This is a genomic window from Haemophilus parainfluenzae, from assembly GCF_003252755.1.
GTDB lineage: Bacteria > Pseudomonadota > Gammaproteobacteria > Enterobacterales > Pasteurellaceae > Haemophilus_D > Haemophilus_D parainfluenzae_N.
The window spans coordinates 52,112-74,050 of the sequence record NZ_QEPT01000007.1; the positions used below are offsets into that span (position 1 = coordinate 52,112).

The window sequence follows — 21,939 nt, forward strand, 5'->3', positions numbered from 1 at the left end:
GGTTTACTCATTGAATTAAAATGGGCGAACCATCGGCTCGCCCAAAGTGCGGTTATTTTTTCGTGCGTTTTATGCGATGCGAGATAAATAATCCTGCTCAGCTACATCATCAAAAATCTCTTGCTGATCAGTCAACACCACGCCACCTAAATCTTCTGCGATGGTTTTCGCTGCGCGAATCATCATGCGTAAGTTAGCCAAATTATTACCTGGTGATGGCAACTGCATAAAGAGTACCACGCCCATGGTTGAAAACTCTGCCATATTGTAATAATCAAACGTACCGGGTTGTTCAATATTTGCCACGCTAAATAGCACAGGACTTGCCACACTTAAATCAAAGTGGCGGTGATACATTTGACGCTCGCCAAAAATGAATCCCAAGTTTTCTAAAGATTGAGATAATTGTGGACCATAGAATTCACGATTTTGATTTGAAATCACATAAAATTGAACAAAACCGGTGGTTTGTTTTGTTTTTTCAACTTCTACCGGTTCGTGATAGTTAAAATGCACGTTCTCATGAGTAGGCTCTTGAGTTGGATTTAATGACATCTCGGCTAACTGCTCACGCAATTCAGGTGAAGAAGAATTCACACCATCAAAATCACTGCTTTGTGCTTCTAATTCTTCGATTGTCATTTCTGCCACACGTGGTTTCGGTTGTACATTCGTTTCAGGATAAACCACAGGTTCAGGCTGTGGCGCAGGAGCAGGTTGCGTTGTATTCATCTCATAAACCGGCTGATTTGGTAAGGAGATTTTAATATCGTCCACGCTTTTTTCTATTTGACGCGCATCCACTTGAACGCGCTGCTCATCAAAATTAAATTGCTGTTGGCTTGTCGCCTGTGATGCCACTTTAGGTTGAACATGTTGTTGTACAGGCTGCGCCGCTTGAGCACGATGTGTTAAACGAATATCCGCATTAGGATCAGCGGCTTGCGAAAAAGGATTGACCTCACCGTTTTTAGAAGTGCGGTTAAATGTATTCGCGCTTTTAAAATATTTTGATTTCTCACGACGATTTGACCATAATCCGTGTACCACTAAGGCAATTAAAGCCATTACCCCTAAAATAATCAAAATGGTATTTAAGTCCATGCTTGTTGCTCCTTAACGCAATGATTTCTGCTGATCCTATCACATTTCGACAGGTGAAAAAATAGAAAAGCAAACAAGATATTAAAAGGGATGAGATGGAATTTTCCTCAAAAAATATTGTCTTTCTGTGACGTTTTGTATTTTTACTTTTCAATTTAAAGGAACAATGATGATCGATCAAAATGAAATAAAATCTGCTTTCAATCATTTCGTGATGGGTTGGCATTTCATTACGCAAAAAGGTCTCCGACGTTTTGTGATTATGCCAATTCTACTGAATATCGTCCTGCTTACAGGCTTATTTTGGTTATTTGTTTCTCAAATCTCCACAATGATCGACTGGGTAATGAGCTTTATTCCTGATTGGTTAAACTTTTTAAGTGTGATTTTACTCGTGCTGTCTATTGGCTCAATTCTCTTATTTTTCTATTTTGCCTTTACGACACTTTCAGGCTTTATTGCCGCGCCGTTTAATGGATTATTAGCAGAAAAAGTCGAAAAAATGCTAACTGGTGAAGCAGTTAATGATGATGGTTTTGCCGAAATTATGAAAGATGTGCCACGTATGCTAAATCGTGAATGGCAAAAACTATGGTACAGCTTACCGAAATTTGTAGGCTTGTTCTTATTGAGTTTTATCCCTGTTATCGGACAAACCATTATTCCTGTGCTGACATTCTTATTTACCTGTTGGATGATGGCAATTCAATATTGTGACTATCCGTTTGATAACCACAAGATTTCCTTTGGCATCATGAAAAATGCATTAGGCGAAAGACGCACACAAAGCCTGACATTCGGGGCTTTAATTACCCTTTGTACGACATTACCGATCGTGAACTTAGTCATTATTCCTGTGGCGGTCTGTGGTGCAACCGTGATGTGGGTGGAAAACTATCGCTCACAATTAAAATTTGATATGAATTTTGACCGCACCTCAGGTTCAACACAAATTGTGACACGTTCTAGTAGTACTGAAATTAAGCCTTCAGGAAATGGTATCGTGAATAAATAGCATTTAGTTATAAAATATAGCTATTAACTATTTTTTTTATATAAAAACCGGTGTTATAACTACTGCATCAACTCATTCCAAATATAAAAGGACAGTAAAATGACAATTTATGCAGATAACTCATACTCAATTGGTAATACGCCATTAGTTCGTTTAAAACACTTCGGACACAATGGTAACGTTGTTGTAAAAATTGAAGGTCGTAACCCAAGCTTCAGCGTGAAATGCCGTATTGGTGCCAATATGATTTGGCAAGCAGAAAAAGACGGCATTTTAACAGCGGGTAAAGAAATTGTAGATGCAACCAGCGGTAACACCGGTATTGCTTTAGCTTATGTAGCAGCAGCGCGCGGTTACAAAATCACCTTAACTATGCCTGAAACCATGAGTCTTGAACGTAAACGTTTATTACGTGGTTTAGGGGTAAATCTTGTGCTTACTGAAGGCTCAAAAGGGATGAAAGGTGCGATTGCCAAAGCTGAAGAAATCGTGGCATCTAACCCAAATCATTATGTGATGCTAAAACAATTTGAGAACCCGGCTAACCCAGACATTCACCGTCAAACTACCGGTGAAGAAATCTGGAAAGACACTGAAGGTAAAGTTGATGTCGTAGTTGCCGGTGTGGGTACTGGTGGTACAATTACTGGTATTTCTCGTGCGATCAAACTAGATCACGGTAAAAAAATTACCTCTGTGGCAGTTGAACCAACAGAATCACCCGTTATTAGCCAAACTCTTGCTGGTCAAGAAGTGAAACCGGGTCCACACAAAATTCAAGGTATCGGTGCGGGCTTCATTCCGAAAAACTTAGATTTATCATTAATTGATCGCGTGGAAACTGTAGATAGCGATACTGCGATTGCTACAGCTCGCCGCTTAATGGCTGAAGAAGGGATTCTTGCAGGTATTTCCTCTGGAGCCGCTGTGGCAGCAGCTGACCGCTTAGCAAAACTACCAGAATTCCAAGATAAATTAATCGTCGCAATCTTACCTTCTGCATCAGAACGTTATTTAAGTACGGCGTTATTCGAAGGTATTGAAGCTTAATCTATTGATTTCATTCATTCTATCTAAGGTCTGTTTTTACAGACCTTTTTTTGTTTATTAATTAAACAAATTTTATTTAATATAACTAAAGGAAATAATTCATAAATAAATAATACTTTTCTTTTCTTTTTCGCTTCTTATAATTCATTTCACTTTCGTTATTTATCTAAAAAAGGAATACTTATGAAAAAATCATTTTTTAGCACCGCACTTTTAGCGGCAGGATTAGCCCTTTCTACTTTTGCTAACGCCGGTGAAATTGCTGATCGCGTTGAACAAACTAAAACCTTATTAGTCGGTACTGAGGGAACCTACGCACCATTTACTTTCCACGACAAAGATGGCAAGTTAACAGGTTTCGATGTGGAAATTATCGAAAAAGTTGCACAAAAATTAGGTTGGAAAGTTGAATTTAAAGAAACCGCTTGGGACGGCATGTATGCAGGTTTAAATGCAAAACGCTTTGATGTTATTGCGAACCAAACCAATCCAAGCCCAGAACGTTTAAAAAAATATGATTACAGCGCACCTTATAACTACTCTGCCGGCGTAATCGTGACGAAAGCCGATAACGATAGCATTAAATCATTCCCAGATTTAAAAGGTAAAAAATCTGCACAATCTGCAACCAGTAACTGGAGCAAAGATGCGCGTGATAATGGTGCAATTATCGTGACTGTAGATAGCTTGGCGCAAAACCTTGAAGCGGTAAAACAAGGTCGTGTTGATGCAACAGTAAACGATAAGCTTGCGGTGTTAGATTACTTCAAAAAACAACCTAATGCAGGCTTAAAAATTGCTGTAGAAAGTGATAAGAAAATCCCAACCGGTTTTGCTTTCTTGAAAGGTGAAGAACCGCTTATTGCAAAAGTGAACCAAGCACTTGAAGAACTACGCAAAGACGGAACTTTAAAACAACTTTCAATCAAATGGTTTGGCGATGACATTACTCAATAATTGGTTAGCCAGCCTTCCATTTATGACCGCAGAACGAGCTGATTATGTAATCAGCTCGTTTTGGCCTATGATGGAAGGGGCAATTTTATATACGATCCCCCTTGCGGTCATTTCCTTCTTTTGCGGTTTATTCATTGCAGTTATCGTGGCTGTGATTTGCACATTGCCACATCCCAATTTAATGACCAAAATTCTGCAGGGCATTTGTCGCACCTATATTTCAATTATTCGCGGCACGCCAATGTTGGTGCAGATCTTCATTATCTTCTACGGTTTACCTGAAGTTGGTATCAAACTTGAGCCTTTCCCAACTGCAATTATTGCGTTCTCCATTAACATTGGTGCTTATGCGGCAGAAACAGTGAGGGCCTCCATTCTTGCGATTCCTAAAGGTCAATGGGAAGCCTCTTATGCGATAGGCATGAATTACACTCAAGCTTTCGTGCGTACCATTATGCCGCAAGCTTTACGTATTTCCGTCCCTTCGCTATCAAATACCTTCATTAGCACAGTGAAAGATACATCCCTTGCTTCACTCGTTTGGATTGCGGAACTATTTCGTGTGGCGCAAAACATCACAGCTGAAAACTACGAATTTATTTTAATTTATAGTGAAGCGGCCCTTATTTATTGGGTATTCTGTTTTGTGCTATCGATGGGACAAACCCGTTTAGAAAAACGCCTTTCTCGCCATTTATAAGGACTGGTTATGTTAAAAGTCACGAATATTCAGAAAAGTTTTAATGGCCACCATGTACTAAAAGGCATTGATTTTGAAATTAATAAAGGTGAAGTGGTTGCTATTCTGGGTCCATCAGGTTCAGGCAAAACCACTTTTTTACGCTGTTTAAATTTGCTCGAACGCCCAGAAAAAGGGGTATTAGCATTTACTGATGGAAGCTTAACCATTGATTTCAGTAAAAAAATCAGCAAAGCCGATGAACTAAAACTACGTCGTCGTTCTTCAATGGTATTCCAACAATACAATCTATTTCCCCATCGCACCGCACTCGAAAATGTGATGGAAGGCATGGTAGTTGTACAAAAACAAGCGAAAGAGATTGCGCGTGAAAAAGCCTTAGCATTATTGGAAAAAGTTGGTTTAAAAGCAAAAGCGGATTTATATCCCTCTCAACTCTCTGGAGGTCAACAGCAACGTGTCGGGATCGCCCGCGCTTTAGCAGTTAAACCCGATATTATCTTGTTAGATGAGCCTACTTCCGCTCTTGACCCTGAACTCGTCGGTGAAGTGTTACAAGCGCTCAAAATGCTCGCGCAAGAAGGCTGGACAATGATTATCGTCACCCATGAATTGAATTTTGCCAAAGATGTGGCAGATCGCGTGATTCTCATGGAAAATGGTCAAGTTGTTGAACAAAATACCGCGTCTGAATTCTTCAGTCATCCACAGCAAGAGCGCACCAAACAATTCCTATTGCAAGCTAAAATGCCAATGGAATTCGAAGATTATTGTATTTAATCAAACCTCTAAATATAAAAAGAGCGGTCAAAAAACATCATGAATTTTGACCGCTCTTTCTATTTGAATAAATTACATAATGGCATTATAGAATACTGCTGCTAAAGCCGCCCCGATAAATGGCCCTATAACTGGAACCCAACTGTATCCCCAGTCAGCTTTAGTTTTTAATGTACCACCCAGGAAAAGACCTAAGGTTAAGCGCGGACCAAGATCTCGAGCTGGGTTGTTCGCAGAACCGGTTGTACCACCTAAGCTCAAACCAATTGCCCAAACTAGAATGGCTACTGGTAATGCTCCGATAGAGCCTAAACCAATTGGCGTACTTTCTGCTGTGCCAGGTAACGTAATATTTGCCCCTGCAAGGTAGAAAATCACAAAGACAAGTACGAAGGTACCAACAATTTCGTTCACTAAGTTGATTGGATAGTTACGAATTGCTGGTTCAGTACAGAAACAAGCGCGTTTTAAGCCCTCTTCTTCGGTCGCTGCAAAGTGATCTTTATACATAATGTAAACCAACAATGCACCTACCATGCCCCCCACAACTTGTGCCGCGATGTAGCCTGGTACCAGTTCCCAAGCAAATACACCCTTCATTGCCACACCAAGTGTTACCGCTGGATTTAAGTGCGCCCCGCTGTAAGGACCTGTCACAACAACGGCCACATACACCGCAAATGCCCACGCGGTAGTAATCACAATCCAACCAGAACTTTGCCCTTTCGTTTTATTTAAACATACGTTGGCCACCACACCGTTACCTAACAGGATGAGAAGTGCTGTGCCAAAAAATTCTGCAAAATAGGCATTCATAAGAGAATCTCCAAATAATGATTAACTTAATGATTTCATTAAAGAAATCTTGCTTTGCAATTCGTTTCGTTGTTTGATCAAATATTGAGATACTCAAAGTGAGTGGCGCCATTATCTAGTTTTAACCAATTAATTCAATAGATGAAATCGATCTATTTTCTAAAAATGCGACAAAGATCACATTATTTTGTGCGTTAATACGAGTATCCATATTTTTTAAGGGGAAAATCTGTGATAGCAATCACAAAACCCAACATTGCTTGTTCCAATTAGATTCGAATTCAATTAAGTTAGGTTCGCAATTTGTTCGTTTAAGCTCAAAATTTCTTCATTCATTTAATGAGAGTGCCGAGCACTCTAAGGAATAGCACCATGACAGACAAAAAATACATCATCGCTTTGGACCAAGGTACCACAAGCTCTCGTGCAGTATTATTAGATCACAATGCGAATGTTGTCGAAATCGCCCAACGTGAATTTACACAAATTTATCCACGCGCAGGCTGGGTGGAACATAATCCAATGGAAATTTGGGCAACACAAAGTTCAACATTAAACGAAGTGGTTGCAAAAGCAGGCATTACCTCAGATGAAATCGCGGCAATTGGTATTACTAACCAACGTGAAACCACCATTGTGTGGGAAAAAGCAACCGGCACACCGGTTTATAATGCGATTGTGTGGCAATGTCGTCGTACCGCAGATATTACAGACAAACTGAAAGCGGATGGTCATGAAGAATATATCCGCAACACCACGGGTTTAGTGGTAGACCCCTATTTCTCGGGTACAAAAGTGAAATGGATTTTGGACAATGTAGAAGGCGCGCGCGAAAAAGCGGAACGTGGCGAGCTTCTATTTGGTACTGTAGATACCTGGCTTGTATGGAAATTAACCCAAGGTCGTGTTCACGTAACGGATTACACCAACGCATCCCGAACCATGTTATTTAACATCCATACGAAAAAATGGGATGACAAAATGTTGGAATTATTAAATATTCCACGCTCAATGTTGCCTGAAGTGCGTAATTCTTCCGAAGTGTATGGCCAAACCAACATCGGGGGTAAAGGCGGTGTACGTATTCCAGTTGCAGGTATCGCGGGTGACCAACAAGCGGCACTTTACGGCCATCTTTGCACACGCGCAGGCCAAGCGAAAAATACCTATGGTACAGGCTGCTTTATGTTGCTTCACACCGGTGATAAAGCTATTACCTCTAAAAATGGCCTATTAACCACCATCGCATGTAACGCCAAAGGTGAACCTGAATACGCACTTGAAGGTTCTGTGTTTATCGCTGGCGCATCAATCCAATGGTTACGTGATGAACTCAAAATCGTACATGACAGCCATGACTCCGAATACTTCGCACAAAAAGTCCCAGATAGCAATGGCGTGTATGTTGTTCCAGCCTTCACCGGTTTAGGTGCACCTTATTGGGATCCGTATGCTCGTGGTGCAATTTTCGGTCTTTCTCGTGGTTCTAACCGCAACCATATTGTACGCGCAACCCTTGAATCTATCGCTTACCAAACTCGTGATGTATTAGAAGCAATGCAATCTGACTCAGGTCAACGCTTACAATATTTACGTGTTGATGGCGGTGCAACCAACAATAACTTCTTAATGCAATTCCAAGCGGATATTTTAGATGTGAACGTAGAACGTCCAGTGGTGAAAGAAGTGACGGCACTTGGTGCAGCTTATCTTGCTGGTCTTGCGGTTGGTTTCTGGAAAGATTTAGACGAACTTCACGATAAAGCCCGTGTAGAACGTACCTTCACACCAGACAACGATGAAGAAAAACGTGAACGTCGTTATAAAGGTTGGAAAAAAGCCGTTAAACGCTCATTAGAATGGGCAAAAGAAGATGCGGAATAATCCTTCCTGAGCAATAATAAAGTGCGGTCACTTTTTGAGAGGTTTAAAAACTCTTTGAAAATTGACCGCACTTTCAACTGTGTTAATTAAATCGATTATTGGCGATTTTACACGACTAAATTGCCCGATTTTTAAATCGCCTTGTTAATTAGCACAAGCGTAGATTCTTGCACCATTTATAGTTTTTTAGAGAAACACAGTAGCTACCTTGCTAATCAGGATAGCCATATATAAGATAATTTATTATCTAAAAAACCAACTTGAATACTATTAAATGAGATAAAGTCATACTCTTCCTCTTCATTTAACTCAATCTTATATTCAATACATTGATCATCTAAAATATTAATAAGAGAATGGATTGAAATATTATCTTTTAACTTAAATGATGACGATTTTGAAAAATCAATACTAACTTCCATAACAAGTGAATTATATAAATAGATATTAATTCCATCATATAATAATATCTCTCTATTTTTTCTCTGCGGTTCGAAATGTATAGGCTCTCCAAATAAAGATACAACTTTCGATTTTGTCTCTCCTATAGCCACTCCGTAAAAGCATTTATGGAAAATTAAGTTCATAATATCTTCTTTAGTTACGATCATTGTTAATCCCCATAATGGCACGCGTCTCCTAACACGTGCCTAAAACATCAATTTCACAATTAAGGTTCTTACTATTTTCATGAATAACTTTATTCAGTTTATCTATTTTTAGTGAGATACAAGCACGCATTAGGAGGTGTGTACTATCTGAGGTATATCCGTCTACCTTGTCTATCGACCAAATAATGAGGCCCAAAATCCTTTTTTATTTTCAACGTTCTTTTTCTTCGCTTCTTCCATTCTTTGTTTGACATAATTTACCCAAACTTGATGAGGGGCATCAAAATCAAATGATTTCATAAAATCATAAGGAATTTTATATTCTGCTAATGGATTTATATCAATCAATTCTTTGGGCGCTATAGGGCTATCAATACCCAAATCAAAACCGTGGATTGCTGCGATTTTGGCATACATTAAAACTTGCGGTTGCAAGTAAAAATCAAAATGTAAAAGCGTGTCTTTTGCTGCTCGTTTAGCAAACTTAAGGTCGAGTAATTTATCTAAAGCCTCTTGCATTCCTTTTATATTTTTATCTGCTAATGCCACATAAAATTCATGATCAGGAATACGCTTTAAATCGCTACGGGCTTTTTTCTCATCATTTAAGAACGTGAGTGCGCGTTCTTTTAATAATTGCCAATCGCCACTTAACGCCAATAAAGTGTTCGCATTAAAAAAAGGTCTGGTATCAGTTCGTTTATAGGGAACTGAAATATCGACAATTTCATCACGATGTTTAATTAAATAATCAATTAACTTTTGATTATCTGAAAGCAAACTCATAAAAAAGAAATTTGTATTAATTCCGTTGTACGCCCATTGAAAATCATATTTAGACAGAATCCCCAAGCAACCAGCAATAGAAGCATTTTCTTTAAATCCTGAAATATTATTTTCTAATAAATACTTAGAGGCTAATGCACGATGGAAATCATTTAAATAATGAATTAAAGAAAAAACATTACCTGTAAAATTATCTATAGGAGCTAACGTTGAAAACAATTCTTTATGATTGAATTTAACATATTCCTCAACTCTAGCTAGAGTAAAATTCTTAGCTTCATCATAGGTTTTAGCAATCTCACTACCTAAAAACACTTTATATTTTTCCATATTGACCTCGTATGACTACTTCTTATTAGGAATTCTAACTGGTAATAACACAACTTTACCATTTGATTTATCTACACCTGCTATAATAGTTGATTCACTTAACATAAGCATCGTTGAAAATACGAAAGTGCGGTCAAAATCGCTTGTGTTTTTGACCGCACTTTTTATTTTATCTATCAACTATACTGCTGCCGATACTTCTCTAAATTATCTTGAAAATGCTGAATATAGTACTCGATATCTTTTTCTCGGTAGCCAAGAATTCGACCGATTTCACGTTCAACTTTAGGATCAAAACCATTCACAGTGCTTGCAGGAAGTAACACTTCCATCTGTTCAGCGAGTGCAAGAGATTGAGGTAAATAGACAATAAAATCAGTTAAGCAAACATCATTTACATGACGTTGTACTGTTTTTGAATGAAGCATTCCTAGCTCAAGATAAGGGAGAAAGGCATCAGGAATACCAAGCTCCTGATTGAATAATGCCACTTGCTTTTCGCCCCTTAACATTAATTCCAGCTCCTTGCCTTCATGCGGCCCAAGAATACCTTTTTCCATAAGAATATTCCTTTCGTTGAAATAAAAAAGGGGATTGGATGATTGACCAAATCCCCTTCATTGTACGCCTATTTGGCCACAATGTTCATCTAAATGACGAAATTATTTTTTCCAATTTTTCAACGCATCGGCAAAGGCATTACCCATTGCACTATTTCCTCTTGGATGACGATCTTGGCGAGGTGCATTACTTCTTGGTTTTGCACTTAAAGTGCGGTCAGATTTGCCGTCATTTTTGACCGCACTTTCATCTAATCGCATCGTCAACGCAATACGTTTACGCGGTACATCCACTTCCAACACTTTCACTTTCACGATATCGCCCGTTTTCACCACTTGATGTGGATCTTCTACGAATTTATCGCTTAATGATGAAATATGTACTAAACCGTCTTGGTGAACACCAATATCCACAAATGCACCGAAGTTAGTCACATTGGTGACGGTACCTTCTAAAATCATACCTGGTTTTAAATCAGTGATTTCTTCCACGCCTTCTGCGAATACTGCAGTTTTAAATTCACCACGCGGATCGCGCCCCGGTTTTTCCAACTCTTTGAAAATATCTTGAACGGTTGGTAAACCAAATTGCTCATCAATGAATTGTTTTGCATCAAGCTGACGTACTACACCGGCATTGCCCATTAAATCTTGGATAGATTGTGCCGTCGCTTGCAAGATTTTTTCAACCACAGGATAAGCTTCTGGGTGAACACCCGAAGCATCAAGTGGATTTTTCCCGCCTGCAATACGCATAAAGCCCGCACATTGCTCAAAAGCTTTTGGCCCTAAACGCGGCACTTTTTTCAATTCGCTACGGCTTTCAAAACGACCATTTTCATCTCGGTATTCCACAATATTTTGCGCTAAAGTTTTCGTCATTCCCGCCACGCGAGCAAGCAATGGCGCGGATGCTGTATTCAAATCCACACCCACCGCGTTTACACAGTCTTCCACCACCGCATCAAGTTTACGCGCAAGTTGGGTTTGGTTTACATCGTGCTGATATTGCCCTACACCAATGGCTTTCGGTTCAATTTTCACTAATTCTGCCAATGGATCTTGTAAACGACGTGCAATAGAGACCGCACCACGTAAAGATACATCTAAATTCGGGAATTCATTTGCCGCAAATTCAGAAGCTGAATAAACCGATGCGCCCGCTTCACTCACCACGACAGTTTGTGGTTTATTTTCTTTAATTTCTTTAATCACTTCTTTCGCAAAACGTTCAGTTTCACGAGAAGCCGTACCGTTACCAATGGCAATTAATTCCACGTTATGTTTACGGATCAAGCTGAAAATAGCCACTTGCGCTTCGGCTTCACGCCCCGTGTGTGGATAAATGGTGGTGGTATCTAATAATTTACCTGTGTTATCCACCACAGCGACTTTAACACCTGTACGTAAGCCTGGGTCCAAGCCCATGGTGCTTTTCGCGCCAGCCGGTGCCGCCATTAAAAGTGCGGTCAGATTTCTAGCAAAAACATCAATGGCCTCTTCTTCCGCTTTTTCACGTAAACTTGCCATTAATTCCGTTTCTAAATGCAACGAAACTTTGATTTTCCATGTCCACGCAATCACTTGCTCACGCCATTTATCTGCAGGCTGCCCCGTGAAACGGACACCTAAATAATCACGAATAATTTCTTCACAATAACTTTGACGACTTCCCTCTTCTGCATCAGGATCCGCATTTAAGCTTAATTGTAAAATGCCCTCATTACGTCCACGGAACATGGCTAATGCACGGTGAGAAGGCACATTTTTCAATAATTCTTGGTGGTCGAAATAATCTTGGAATTTTGCGCCTTCCGTTTCTTTGCCTTCGATCACTTTGGATACAATAACGGCATTTTTCGCTAAATAATCACGGACTTTCGCTAATAAACCCGCATCTTCAGCAAAACGCTCCATTAAAATATAGCGTGCACCATCAAGCGCGACTTTGGTGTCTGTTACGCCTTTATCAGCATTTACAAATTCAGCTGCTGCTGTTTCAGGATCATTCTTCGGCTCGTTCCAAAGTAAATCAGCCAATGGCTCAAGACCTGCTTCAATCGCAATTTGCCCTTTGGTGCGACGTTTTGGTTTGTATGGCAAATACAAATCTTCTAATTCAGTTTTGCTTTGTGTCGCATGGATTTTGTCACGTAATTCATCGGTCAATTTCCCTTGCTCTTCAATAGATTTCAAAATGGTTTGACGACGATCTTCTAATTCACGTAAATAAATTAAACGAGTTTCAAAATGACGAAGTTGAGTGTCATCCAAGCCACCTGTGGCTTCTTTACGATAACGGGCGATAAATGGAATGGTGTTGCCATCATCTAATAATTGAATAGCGGCGAGGATTTGTTGGGGTTGAACGGTTAATTCTGCCGCAATAATTTGGCTAATTTGTTGATTTAACATTGTCATACTTCTTTGTTATTAAAGGATTCGATAAAAACGGGAATAGAATACTGGTTTTAGACAACAGGCTCAAATATAATTCAAAAAAATTTCTTTTATTTTTATCATGGCAAAATCAAATTACATTACCCGTCAAGGCTGGCTTGCGCTTGACCAAGAACTTAAATTTTTGTGGAAAGAAGAACGTCCTAAAGTTACCCAAGCGGTTTCAGATGCTGCTGCGCTTGGTGACCGCAGTGAAAACGCAGAATATATTTACGGTAAACGTCGTTTACGTGAAATTGATCGCCGTGTGCGTTTCCTTTCCAAACGCTTAGAAGTGTTACAAATCGTGGATTACCACCCGAAACAAGAAGGCAAAGTGTTTTTCGGTGCCTGGGTTGAGCTAGAAGATGAAGAAGGTGAAGTGAAGCAATACCGCATTGTCGGCTGCGATGAATTCGATCCCGCTAAAAACTGGATTTCCATTGATTCTCCCGTCGCACGTGCCTTAATCGGAAAAGGCGTTGATGATGAAATTCATGTGGAAACCCCCTCAGGCAAAGTGGTGCTCTATGTGAACCGAATTTGGTATGAAAAATAGCGAAGTAGAAAAACAAAAGAGCGGTCAAAATTGACCGCTCTTTTTTATTCTATCAATCGGATAAATTATGCTTTATCACCAATTAATACAGACTCTAACGCAATTTCAATCATATCATTGAAGGTTAATTGGCGTTCTTCTGCTGTAGTTTGTTCGTGTGTACGAATATGGTCTGAAACGGTACAGATACAAAGTGCTTTTGCACCATATTCTGCTGCTACGCCATAGATACCAGCCGCTTCCATTTCTACGCCTAAGATGCCGTATTTTTCCATCACATCAAACATTTCGAAATCTGGCGTGTAGAATAGGTCTGCAGAGAAAAGATTCCCTACGCGAACTTGCTTACCTTTTTCTTTCGCAGCTTGAACCGCTGCTTGTGCCATATCAAAATCAGCAATTGCAGCAAAATCGTTATCTTTGAAACGGATACGGTTTACTTTTGAATCAGTACATGCTCCAAGGCCGATGATAACATCACGTACTTTAACGTCCATACGTACGGCACCACAAGAACCAACACGGATGATTTTTTTCACGCCGTATTCAGTAATTAATTCTTTCGCATAAATTGAGCAAGATGGGATACCCATACCGTGACCCATAACAGAGATACGACGACCTTTATAAGTACCGGTATAACCCAACATATTGCGAACGTTAGTCACTTCTTTCGCATCTTCTAAGAATGTTTCAGCAATATATTTTGCACGAAGCGGATCGCCTGGCATTAACACAACATCTGCAAATGCGCCTTCAGGAGCGTTAATATGTGGAGTCATTGTTTTTTCCTCTTGTTGATAAATAAAAAGTCATTTAAGCAAACGTTTTCGCTTGCTTTAAAGTACAACACCACGAATGATTCGTGGTGTTGAGAGATAAAGTGCGGTCAAAATTCACCACATTTTAATTACATTGCTACGCCGCTTAACTCGATGAATAAACCTGCGATAGTCGCACTCATTAAGTTAGCTAATGTACCCGCTACAACTGCTTTTAAACCTAAGCGCGCAACATCACCACGACGATTTGGTGCCATACCACCGATACCACCGATTAAGATTGCGATAGAGCTGAAGTTAGCAAAACCACATAATGCGAAAGTAATGATGGCTTTAGTTTTTTCACTTAATACAACTGCTGTATCTGGTTGTAAGTATTTCGCGAACTCTAAGTAACCCACGAATTCATTTACGGCTAATTTCATACCAATCATTTGACCCGCGATTGCAGATTCATCCCAAGATACACCAATTAAGTAGGCTAATGGTTTGAAGATCCAACCAAAGATTGATTGTAATGTTAAATCACCGTAACCGAACCAGCCGCCTACACCACCTAAAATACCATTAACTAAAGCAATTAAACCCACGAACGCGATTAACATCGCACCTACGTTTAACGCTAATTGCATACCGGCACTAGCACCACCCGCCATGGCCTCAAGCACGTTGGTTGGTTTTTCGCTATCATCCGTTTCAGGTTGTTTATCGTTAAATTGTTCAGTTTGTGGGAATAAAATTTTCGCAAATAATAAACCTGCTGGTGCAGCCATGAAAGATGCTGCGATTAAGTAAGTCAACGGCACGCCCATTCCTGCATAACCTGCCATGACTGAGCCCGCGATAGAAGCTGTACCACCCGCCATAATAGCGAACAATTCAGATTGGGTCATATTTTTAATGTAAGGACGAACCACTAAAGGTGCTTCAGTTTGACCAACGAAGATATTCGCTGCTGCAGACATTGATTCTGCTTTAGATGTACCTAACGCCGCTTGCAATGCACCACCAATCACTTTGATGACAACTTGCATAATGCCTAAGTAATAAAGCACAGAAATTAAACCAGAGAAAAAGACGATGATTGGTAACACTTTCACCGCAAAGATAAAGCCGGCATTTGAAGGATCCGCTAAGCCACCAAAGACGAAGTTAATCCCTTCATTACCATAGGCGATAACATTTGATACACCATTTGCTGTCGCTTGTAATGCATCGCGACCAAACGGCACATACAAAATAAGGGCCGCAAATCCGATTTGGATCGCCAAAGCCCCTAATACAGTACGTAAATTAATCGCCTTACGATTATTTGAAAATAATACGGCAATGATCAGTAATACGACAATGCCTAAAACGCTACCTAAAATACCCATTTTTTTCCCCTAGGTTGGTTAGATAAGTAAGTGAATAAAATTGTCCTATTCTACTTGTTTTTCGGTAAAAAGTCGGAATATTTTTACTCCTTTTTGTCATGTTTGCTTATAAAATGGTCACAATTTTGGTCAGACCACAAGATTTCGCATAGTTTTCAAGCGTTTGGGTCTGTTCAACAGTTGGGACATAAGGCGTGAGTCCTTCGGCATCTCGTGCACCTTTTGTGTGCATTCGAATAATTTTCAACAAGACATCCGGATAGTCTTTCAATAAGGCTGCGACCTTTTCCACCAATTTTTCTGCATCAAAAAAATTCACCACATAAACTAACCGCACTTCTTCCACTTTATTCAATGGTAATAATTGCGCCAAGTTCTTCAAATTGCGATCTAAGTTTTCTTGCTTGATATGTTGATGAGTGGGGATGATGTTTTTCGGGACAATGCCTTGACGATTTTGTCTATCAAAGCACAAATGTTGTAGGCCAAGTCCTTCTCCTTTCAAATCAAAGAGAAATTTGTCTGTAACCTCAATTAAAGGACGAATTGCGTCAAATTCAAAGAAACCACTGCTATCTAAATAGCAAGTTAGCCCTTCCTCACGTAGTTTTTGAAACAATGGAACAAGCTTTTTATGATGAATAGTAGGTTCCCCGCCAGAAACTGTCACACCACGAATGAAAGGAACTGCATCCATTACTTGCTCATACAAATACTGCAGGCTGACTTGATGAGCGCCTTCTGCATAGCGAGGAATGGTTTCTGGATTATGGCAATAAAGGCAGTTTAACTTACAACCTTGTAAGAAAATACTGGTGCGATTCCCCTGCCCTTCTACATTAGAAAAAGGAATAATACGATGCAGGGGAACATAAATATCAGAAAGTGCGGTCACAAAAAACGCTATTTTCTAAAGTAAGTTATCACTTACACAAGCTTCATTTGGAAAATCACTAATTCCGCTTGGCAGCAGAATGTGAAAACCGCTTTAAGTACATATCCCTCTTCAACCTGTTGAATTTCAGATTGAATTTGACAAGGTTCACTTTCTACATCACGCGCTTTTAATGTGAAATATTCCAATGCGCCTTCTGCATCTTGACGAGTCGCGTAAAACTGTTCGATAGGTAAACTACAATCACTGTTATCAAACAATGATTTCATATCGAAAGTATTACAGCCTACGCATTCAATTGGTTTTTCAGTTTGAATGGCCATCTTTTTCTCCTTATCTAAAAAAGCCGTGATATAACACGGCTTATTAAGTTTAAAATTATTTTGCTGCAACAAAGCCGACGGCTTCGTACACTTTGGCAAGGGTTTCTTTCGCTCTTGCGCGGGCTTTTTCTGCACCTTGACGTAAAATCTCGTCTAAAAGTGCTTCATCGTTACGATATTGATAGAAACGTTCTTGTAAACCCGCAAGTAAATTTGACACTTCGTCAGCCACGGCTGTTTTTAAGTGTCCGTACATTTTGCCTTCAAATTCTTTTTCAAGGTCTGCCACAGATTTATCTGTTACCGCAGAAAGAATATCTAATAAGTTAGACACACCCGCTTTGTTTTTCACGTCATAACGTACAACAGGTGGTTCATCAGAGTCTGTTACCGCACGTTTGATTTTTTTCGCTACCGATTTAGGATCTTCAAGCAAAGTCACCACGTTATTACGGTTATCATCAGATTTAGACATTTTTTTATCAGGATCTTGCAAAGACATAATACGCGCACCGGCTTTGCCTAAGAAGATTTCAGGGATCGTGAAAATATCACCATAAAGGGCATTAAAACGAGCCGCAATATCACGGGTAATTTCTAAATGTTGTTTTTGGTCATCCCCTACCGGCACGCTTTTTGCTTGATAAAGTAAGATATCTGCCGCCATTAAAACCGGATAATCAAATAACCCCACGTTAATATTTTCGGCATAACGTGCTGATTTATCTTTAAATTGAGTCATACGGCTCATTTCACCAAAATAGGTGTAGCAGTTTAATACCCAGCTTAGTTGAGTATGTTCTGGTACATGAGATTGCACGAAGATCGTGCTTTTATTCGGATCAATGCCACAAGCCAAATAAAGGGCGAGCACATCAAGAGTTGCCTTGCGAAGTGCCGTAGGGTCTTGACGTACAGTGATGGCATGTAAATCCACCACACAGAAAATACACTCATAATCGTCTTGCATTTTCACCCAGTTGCGAAGTGCACCTAAATAATTCCCGATAGTTAATTCGCCGGAAGGCTGCACGCCACTGAATACAATTGGTTTTGTCATTGGTTATCCTTTTATTCTATAAACTGAATTGGCGCTATGATAACAAAAGATAGGGCGTTTTTTAATGATTGAGTTCAAAACAATGTGTAAAAATGCTATATTACGCCAAAAATTTCTGCAGCTCACAATTTATAATCCCAATGAAAAATTATAATGATATGGCTCTGGCACTTGCCGGTGTTTGTCAATCAGTCTTATTAATCAGTCAATTAGCTCAAAAAGGCGAAGTTGATAACCAAGATGCATTCCAAACCACCATTCATTCTCTTCTCATTACTCAACCCGAAGATACATTAGCCGTATTTGGCGGTGATATTCAACATCTTAAAGTGGGATTAAACACACTTATCGAGCAACTCACCCAATTGAATGACAAAAATTTATTAAATTATTGGGGCAGCTTGTTAGCGTTAGAGAGCAAATTAAACAAACAACCTGAAATTAAACAAGAACTTGGCCGCCGTATTGCTCGTTTACCGGAACAACTTGCTTATCACGACAATCAATTTGATGATGAGATGTTTTCTATCATGGCAAATATTTATGTCGATACGATTAGCCCTTTAGGTAAACGCATCCACATTATTGGTTCGGCATATCATTTACAGCAACAAAACGTGCAAGACAAAATTCGTGCGTGTTTACTTGCCGGCATTCGTTCTGCCGTTTTGTGGCGTCAAGTCGGCGGCAGCAAATGGCAGCTGTTATTTCATCGTAAAAAATTAGTGCAAGCGGCACGACAACTCTACTTAACTTTAAATTAATCCTTGGAGAACTCTTATGCAACTTTCCGCATTAACCGCTCTTTCCCCGATTGACGGTCGTTATCAAGATAAAACCACTGCATTGCGTGGTATTTTCAGTGAATTTGGCTTGCTCAAATTCCGTGTCACCGTGGAAGTACGTTGGTTACAAAAATTGGCGGCGACCGCTGAAATCCAAGAAGTTTCTTCTTTGTCCAAAGAAGCAAACGATTACCTTAATAAAATTGTGGAAGAATTCAGTCTTCAAGATGCTGAACGTATCAAAGAAATTGAACGCACTACGAATCATGACGTAAAAGCGGTTGAGTATTTCTTAAAAGAAAAAAGTGAAGCTTTACCAGAATTAGCCAAAGTCTCTGAATTTATTCACTTTGCTTGTACCTCGGAAGATATTAACAACCTTTCTCATGCCTTAATGTTAAAAACGGCGCGTGAAGAAGTAATCTTACCGGAATGGCAAAAACTGATTGATGAAATCACCCGCCTAGCAAACGAATACAAAACCATCCCATTACTTTCTCGTACACACGGCCAACCTGCTTCACCAAGTACTGTGGGTAAAGAAATGGCGAACGTGGTTTACCGTTTAAAACGCCAATTCAAACAACTCCAACAAAATGAAATCTTGGGTAAAATCAACGGTGCTGTGGGTAACTACAATGCGCATTTATCGGCTTATCCAAATATCAACTGGCACAAATTCAGCGAAGAGTTTGTCACCTCATTAGGTTTAGATTGGAACCCATACACTACTCAAATTGAGCCACATGATTACATTGCTGAATACTTTGATGCCGTGGTTCGTTTTAATACCATCATCATCGACTTCGACCGTGACTTATGGGGCTACATTGCGTTAAATCACTTTAAACAACGCACTATCGCGGGTGAAATTGGTTCATCCACCATGCCACATAAAGTGAATCCTATCGACTTCGAAAACTCAGAAGGTAACTTAGGTTTAGCCAATGCTGTGATGACTCACCTTGGTCAAAAATTACCAATTTCTCGCTGGCAGCGTGACTTAACCGACTCCACTGTATTACGTAACTTAGGTGTGGGCTTAGGTTATTGCTTAATTGCGTATGCTGCAACGCGTAAAGGTATCAGCAAATTAGAAGTGAACGAACAACATCTCCGTGATGAACTCAACCAAAACTGGGAAGTTTTAGCTGAGCCAATTCAAACGGTGATGCGTCGCTATGGTATTGAAAAACCATACGAAAAATTAAAAGAACTCACCCGCGGTAAACGTGTTGATGAAAAAGCAATGCGTGAATTCATCGAGAAACTGGATATCCCTGCAGATGAAAAAGCACGTTTACAACAACTTACCCCTGCCACCTACATCGGTGCGGCTATTAAGTTAGTAGAAAAACTTTAAAAAACAAAAGGGCATCTTTTCATGCCCTTAAAAAATCAAAGTGCGGTCAAAAACATCTTATATTTTGACCGCACTTTTTTATTTCTTCTCTTACCTATTGCATCATTCATGCTTAATAAACAGCAATCGTGCGTGATCATACACCCAATTAAAAATAAAGGTATAAACGGTCACCATCACCGTTAAGCTGAAATCCATCATAAAAGCTGTAATCCAATCCACTTTTAAAAAGTAAGCAATGATCGGCATGGTGAAAATAAGCAAACCGCCCTCAAATGAAATGGCATGTAAAGTACGAAATATGACGCCTCGCTTTTCTCTCGGCCCCGTAAACACTTTATCAAGAAAATAATTAAAAACGAGATTCCATAGCATGGCGGTTAAGGAAACCAATACCATGGATCCAAAGAGAATAGAAACACTTTCTTCTGTAAAGAAATACAAAGCGAAAACAGAAAGCAACACAACCGTGGTTTCAAACAAGATTGCGTGAAAAAGTCGCTCAAGAAAACTCATTTGTCATCCTTTACAAAGCAAAAGTGCGGTCAAACTCACCGCACTTTTTATCAATATTTGATTAATTGGTTTTTAATTTATTCCAATATTTTTCGTAAATGTCCACTGCTTCGCCCACATCGCCTTGCATAATGCCTTTTTCAATGTTTTCAGCCGATGGGAATAAGGTTGGGTTATTCGCCATTTCAGGTGAAAGTAACGCTTTCATACCTTCATTTGGCATAGAGAAGCCCATTTTTTCAACGACTAATTTCGCATTTTCAGGACGAAGTAAGAAGTCGATAAATTTATAAGCGCCCTCTGTATTTTTCGCACCTTTTGGAATCGCGTAATTATCCATCCAGAAAATCGCCCCTTCTTTTGGATACACAAATTGGATACTTGGATTTTCTTTGTGGGCTAAATAAGCCGAACCATTCCATAACATACCAATAGAGGCTTCACCTTGAACAAACGGAACTTCTGGCGAGTCAGAGTTAAAAGTCACCACATTTGGTAACAATTTCACTAAACGCTCATAAGCCGCTTTAATATCTTCTTCATTCGTGGTGTTTGGTGATTTACCATCTAAAAGTAATGCAATGTGGAACACTTCACGCGCATCACTGGTTAATAACACTTTGCCTTTAAATTCTGGATTCCATAAGTCAGCCCAGCTTGTAATTTTGCTTGGGTCAATATCATCCGCATTCACGCCAATACCGGTTAAGCCATAAACGTAAGGTAAAGAATATTTGTTATTTGGATCAAATTCCTTGTTTAATAAATTTGCTGGAATTTGTTTAAAATTACTTAATTTGCTGTGATCAAGCTCTTGTAACATGTCTTCTTTCGCCATTTTATTGACGTAATAGCTTGATGGGAAAACTAAATCGTAGCCACTACCTGTACTAGAGGTCAGCTTCAATTTAGCATACATTTCTTCATTACTTTCAAAGGTAGAATAAATCACTTCAATGCCCGTTTCTTTGGTGAATTCCGCAACCAAATTAGATGGCACATAGTCAGTCCAGTTATAAACATACAATTTTTCAGCAGCAAGAGCAGCAGAAGTTGCAGCAAATGCAACGGCAGAAAGACAAAGTGATTTGATGTATTGAACAGCATTTTTTTTCAATTTATTGACCTCCTCAGGACAATCAAAATAAACCTTAAGTAATCGTTTACTTGTATAAACTTGGGGGAGTATAGCACCTTTTTAGCAAAAGGTTTGACATATTTTCCCATCAGGGTAAGATTCCCTCAATT

The 21,939-nt window shown here is 39.5% G+C and carries 22 protein-coding genes; 9 read left to right on the forward strand and 13 right to left on the reverse strand.

Annotation, left to right across the window (positions count from 1 at the left end; translation table 11 throughout):
* Positions 1-69: 69 nt before the first annotated feature.
* Positions 70-1,104 carry a cell division protein ZipA gene (zipA, locus tag DPV95_RS08620; protein WP_111406954.1) on the reverse strand — a complete coding sequence of 345 codons (1,035 nt, stop codon included), beginning with the start codon at positions 1,102-1,104 and terminating at the stop codon, positions 70-72.
* Between the two features lie 169 nt (positions 1,105-1,273).
* On the opposite strand from zipA, the gene cysZ reads away from it, so the two are divergent.
* From cysZ to DPV95_RS08645, 5 genes are all read left to right on the forward strand, one after another.
* Positions 1,274-2,119: a sulfate transporter CysZ gene (gene cysZ / locus DPV95_RS08625; RefSeq protein ID WP_111406955.1), complete on the forward strand. Its 846-nt coding sequence runs from the start codon at positions 1,274-1,276 to the stop codon at positions 2,117-2,119.
* A gap of 99 nt (positions 2,120-2,218) precedes the next feature.
* Entirely contained in the window at positions 2,219-3,169 is a 951-nt protein-coding gene (gene cysK / locus DPV95_RS08630) for a cysteine synthase A (RefSeq protein WP_005694743.1), read from the forward strand.
* Positions 3,170-3,352: 183 nt separating this feature from the next.
* Positions 3,353-4,126, forward strand: coding sequence for an amino acid ABC transporter substrate-binding protein (locus DPV95_RS08635; protein ID WP_005694744.1), 774 nt, complete (start codon positions 3,353-3,355; stop codon positions 4,124-4,126).
* Positions 4,110-4,826: an amino acid ABC transporter permease gene (locus tag DPV95_RS08640; RefSeq protein WP_005697396.1), complete on the forward strand. Its 717-nt coding sequence runs from the start codon at positions 4,110-4,112 to the stop codon at positions 4,824-4,826. Before DPV95_RS08635 ends, DPV95_RS08640 begins: the two co-directional genes overlap by 17 nt.
* Positions 4,827-4,835: 9 nt before the next feature.
* Positions 4,836-5,606, forward strand: coding sequence for an amino acid ABC transporter ATP-binding protein (locus DPV95_RS08645; RefSeq protein WP_070592545.1), 771 nt, complete (start codon positions 4,836-4,838; stop codon positions 5,604-5,606).
* 72 nt (positions 5,607-5,678) lie between these two features.
* On the opposite strand, the gene DPV95_RS08650 is transcribed toward DPV95_RS08645, so the two are convergent.
* Entirely contained in the window at positions 5,679-6,422 is a 744-nt protein-coding gene (locus DPV95_RS08650) for an MIP/aquaporin family protein (protein ID WP_111304861.1), read from the reverse strand.
* Positions 6,423-6,794: 372 nt separating this feature from the next.
* Here DPV95_RS08650 and glpK point away from each other — a divergent pair, with 372 nt between their 5' ends.
* On the forward strand, positions 6,795-8,306 hold the full coding sequence (glpK, locus tag DPV95_RS08655) for a glycerol kinase GlpK (protein WP_005694750.1): 1,512 nt from the start codon (positions 6,795-6,797) through the stop codon (positions 8,304-8,306).
* 215 nt (positions 8,307-8,521) lie between these two features.
* On the opposite strand, the gene DPV95_RS08660 is transcribed toward glpK, so the two are convergent.
* From DPV95_RS08660 to DPV95_RS08675, 4 genes are all read right to left on the reverse strand, one after another.
* Positions 8,522-8,917 (reverse strand): hypothetical protein, encoded by a 396-nt coding sequence (locus DPV95_RS08660; protein ID WP_049371374.1) that lies wholly within the window; start codon positions 8,915-8,917, stop codon positions 8,522-8,524.
* 171 nt (positions 8,918-9,088) lie between these two features.
* Positions 9,089-10,033, reverse strand: coding sequence for an Imm49 family immunity protein (locus DPV95_RS08665; protein ID WP_111406956.1), 945 nt, complete (start codon positions 10,031-10,033; stop codon positions 9,089-9,091).
* A gap of 176 nt (positions 10,034-10,209) precedes the next feature.
* Positions 10,210-10,593, reverse strand: a complete 384-nt coding sequence (locus DPV95_RS08670) for a hypothetical protein (protein ID WP_005694761.1) — start codon at positions 10,591-10,593, stop codon at positions 10,210-10,212.
* A gap of 102 nt (positions 10,594-10,695) precedes the next feature.
* On the reverse strand, positions 10,696-13,008 hold the full coding sequence (locus DPV95_RS08675; protein ID WP_111406957.1) for a Tex family protein: 2,313 nt from the start codon (positions 13,006-13,008) through the stop codon (positions 10,696-10,698).
* A 106-nt stretch (positions 13,009-13,114) separates the two neighbouring features.
* Between DPV95_RS08675 and greB the strand changes: the two genes are divergently transcribed.
* Entirely contained in the window at positions 13,115-13,591 is a 477-nt protein-coding gene (greB, locus tag DPV95_RS08680) for a transcription elongation factor GreB (RefSeq protein ID WP_049375836.1), read from the forward strand.
* A 65-nt stretch (positions 13,592-13,656) separates the two neighbouring features.
* On the opposite strand, the gene deoD is transcribed toward greB, so the two are convergent.
* The 5 genes from deoD to trpS form a co-directional block, all read right to left on the reverse strand.
* Positions 13,657-14,373 carry a purine-nucleoside phosphorylase gene (gene deoD, locus DPV95_RS08685; protein WP_005697435.1) on the reverse strand — a complete coding sequence of 239 codons (717 nt, stop codon included), beginning with the start codon at positions 14,371-14,373 and terminating at the stop codon, positions 13,657-13,659.
* Between the two features lie 128 nt (positions 14,374-14,501).
* On the reverse strand, positions 14,502-15,749 hold the full coding sequence (locus DPV95_RS08690) for a NupC/NupG family nucleoside CNT transporter (protein ID WP_049369746.1): 1,248 nt from the start codon (positions 15,747-15,749) through the stop codon (positions 14,502-14,504).
* A 106-nt stretch (positions 15,750-15,855) separates the two neighbouring features.
* Positions 15,856-16,644, reverse strand: a complete 789-nt coding sequence (locus DPV95_RS08695; protein WP_049373801.1) for a 4Fe-4S cluster-binding domain-containing protein — start codon at positions 16,642-16,644, stop codon at positions 15,856-15,858.
* A gap of 32 nt (positions 16,645-16,676) precedes the next feature.
* Positions 16,677-16,967, reverse strand: a complete 291-nt coding sequence (locus DPV95_RS08700) for a YfcZ/YiiS family protein (protein ID WP_005697358.1) — start codon at positions 16,965-16,967, stop codon at positions 16,677-16,679.
* A 55-nt stretch (positions 16,968-17,022) separates the two neighbouring features.
* The gene (trpS, locus tag DPV95_RS08705) at positions 17,023-18,027 is read right to left on the reverse strand and encodes a tryptophan--tRNA ligase (RefSeq protein ID WP_111406958.1); all 1,005 of its coding nucleotides are present in this window, start codon (positions 18,025-18,027) and stop codon (positions 17,023-17,025) included.
* A 140-nt stretch (positions 18,028-18,167) separates the two neighbouring features.
* Here trpS and hflD point away from each other — a divergent pair, with 140 nt between their 5' ends.
* On the forward strand, positions 18,168-18,791 hold the full coding sequence (hflD, locus tag DPV95_RS08710) for a high frequency lysogenization protein HflD (protein WP_049373820.1): 624 nt from the start codon (positions 18,168-18,170) through the stop codon (positions 18,789-18,791).
* A 16-nt stretch (positions 18,792-18,807) separates the two neighbouring features.
* Entirely contained in the window at positions 18,808-20,175 is a 1,368-nt protein-coding gene (gene purB, locus DPV95_RS08715) for an adenylosuccinate lyase (protein ID WP_111406959.1), read from the forward strand.
* 102 nt (positions 20,176-20,277) lie between these two features.
* On the opposite strand, the gene DPV95_RS08720 is transcribed toward purB, so the two are convergent.
* Complete coding sequence (locus DPV95_RS08720; protein ID WP_005694775.1) at positions 20,278-20,691, reverse strand: PACE efflux transporter; 414 nt, start codon at positions 20,689-20,691, stop codon at positions 20,278-20,280.
* Between the two features lie 61 nt (positions 20,692-20,752).
* On the reverse strand, positions 20,753-21,784 hold the full coding sequence (locus tag DPV95_RS08725) for an extracellular solute-binding protein (RefSeq protein WP_431834737.1): 1,032 nt from the start codon (positions 21,782-21,784) through the stop codon (positions 20,753-20,755).
* Between the last annotated feature and the right edge of the window lie 155 nt (positions 21,785-21,939).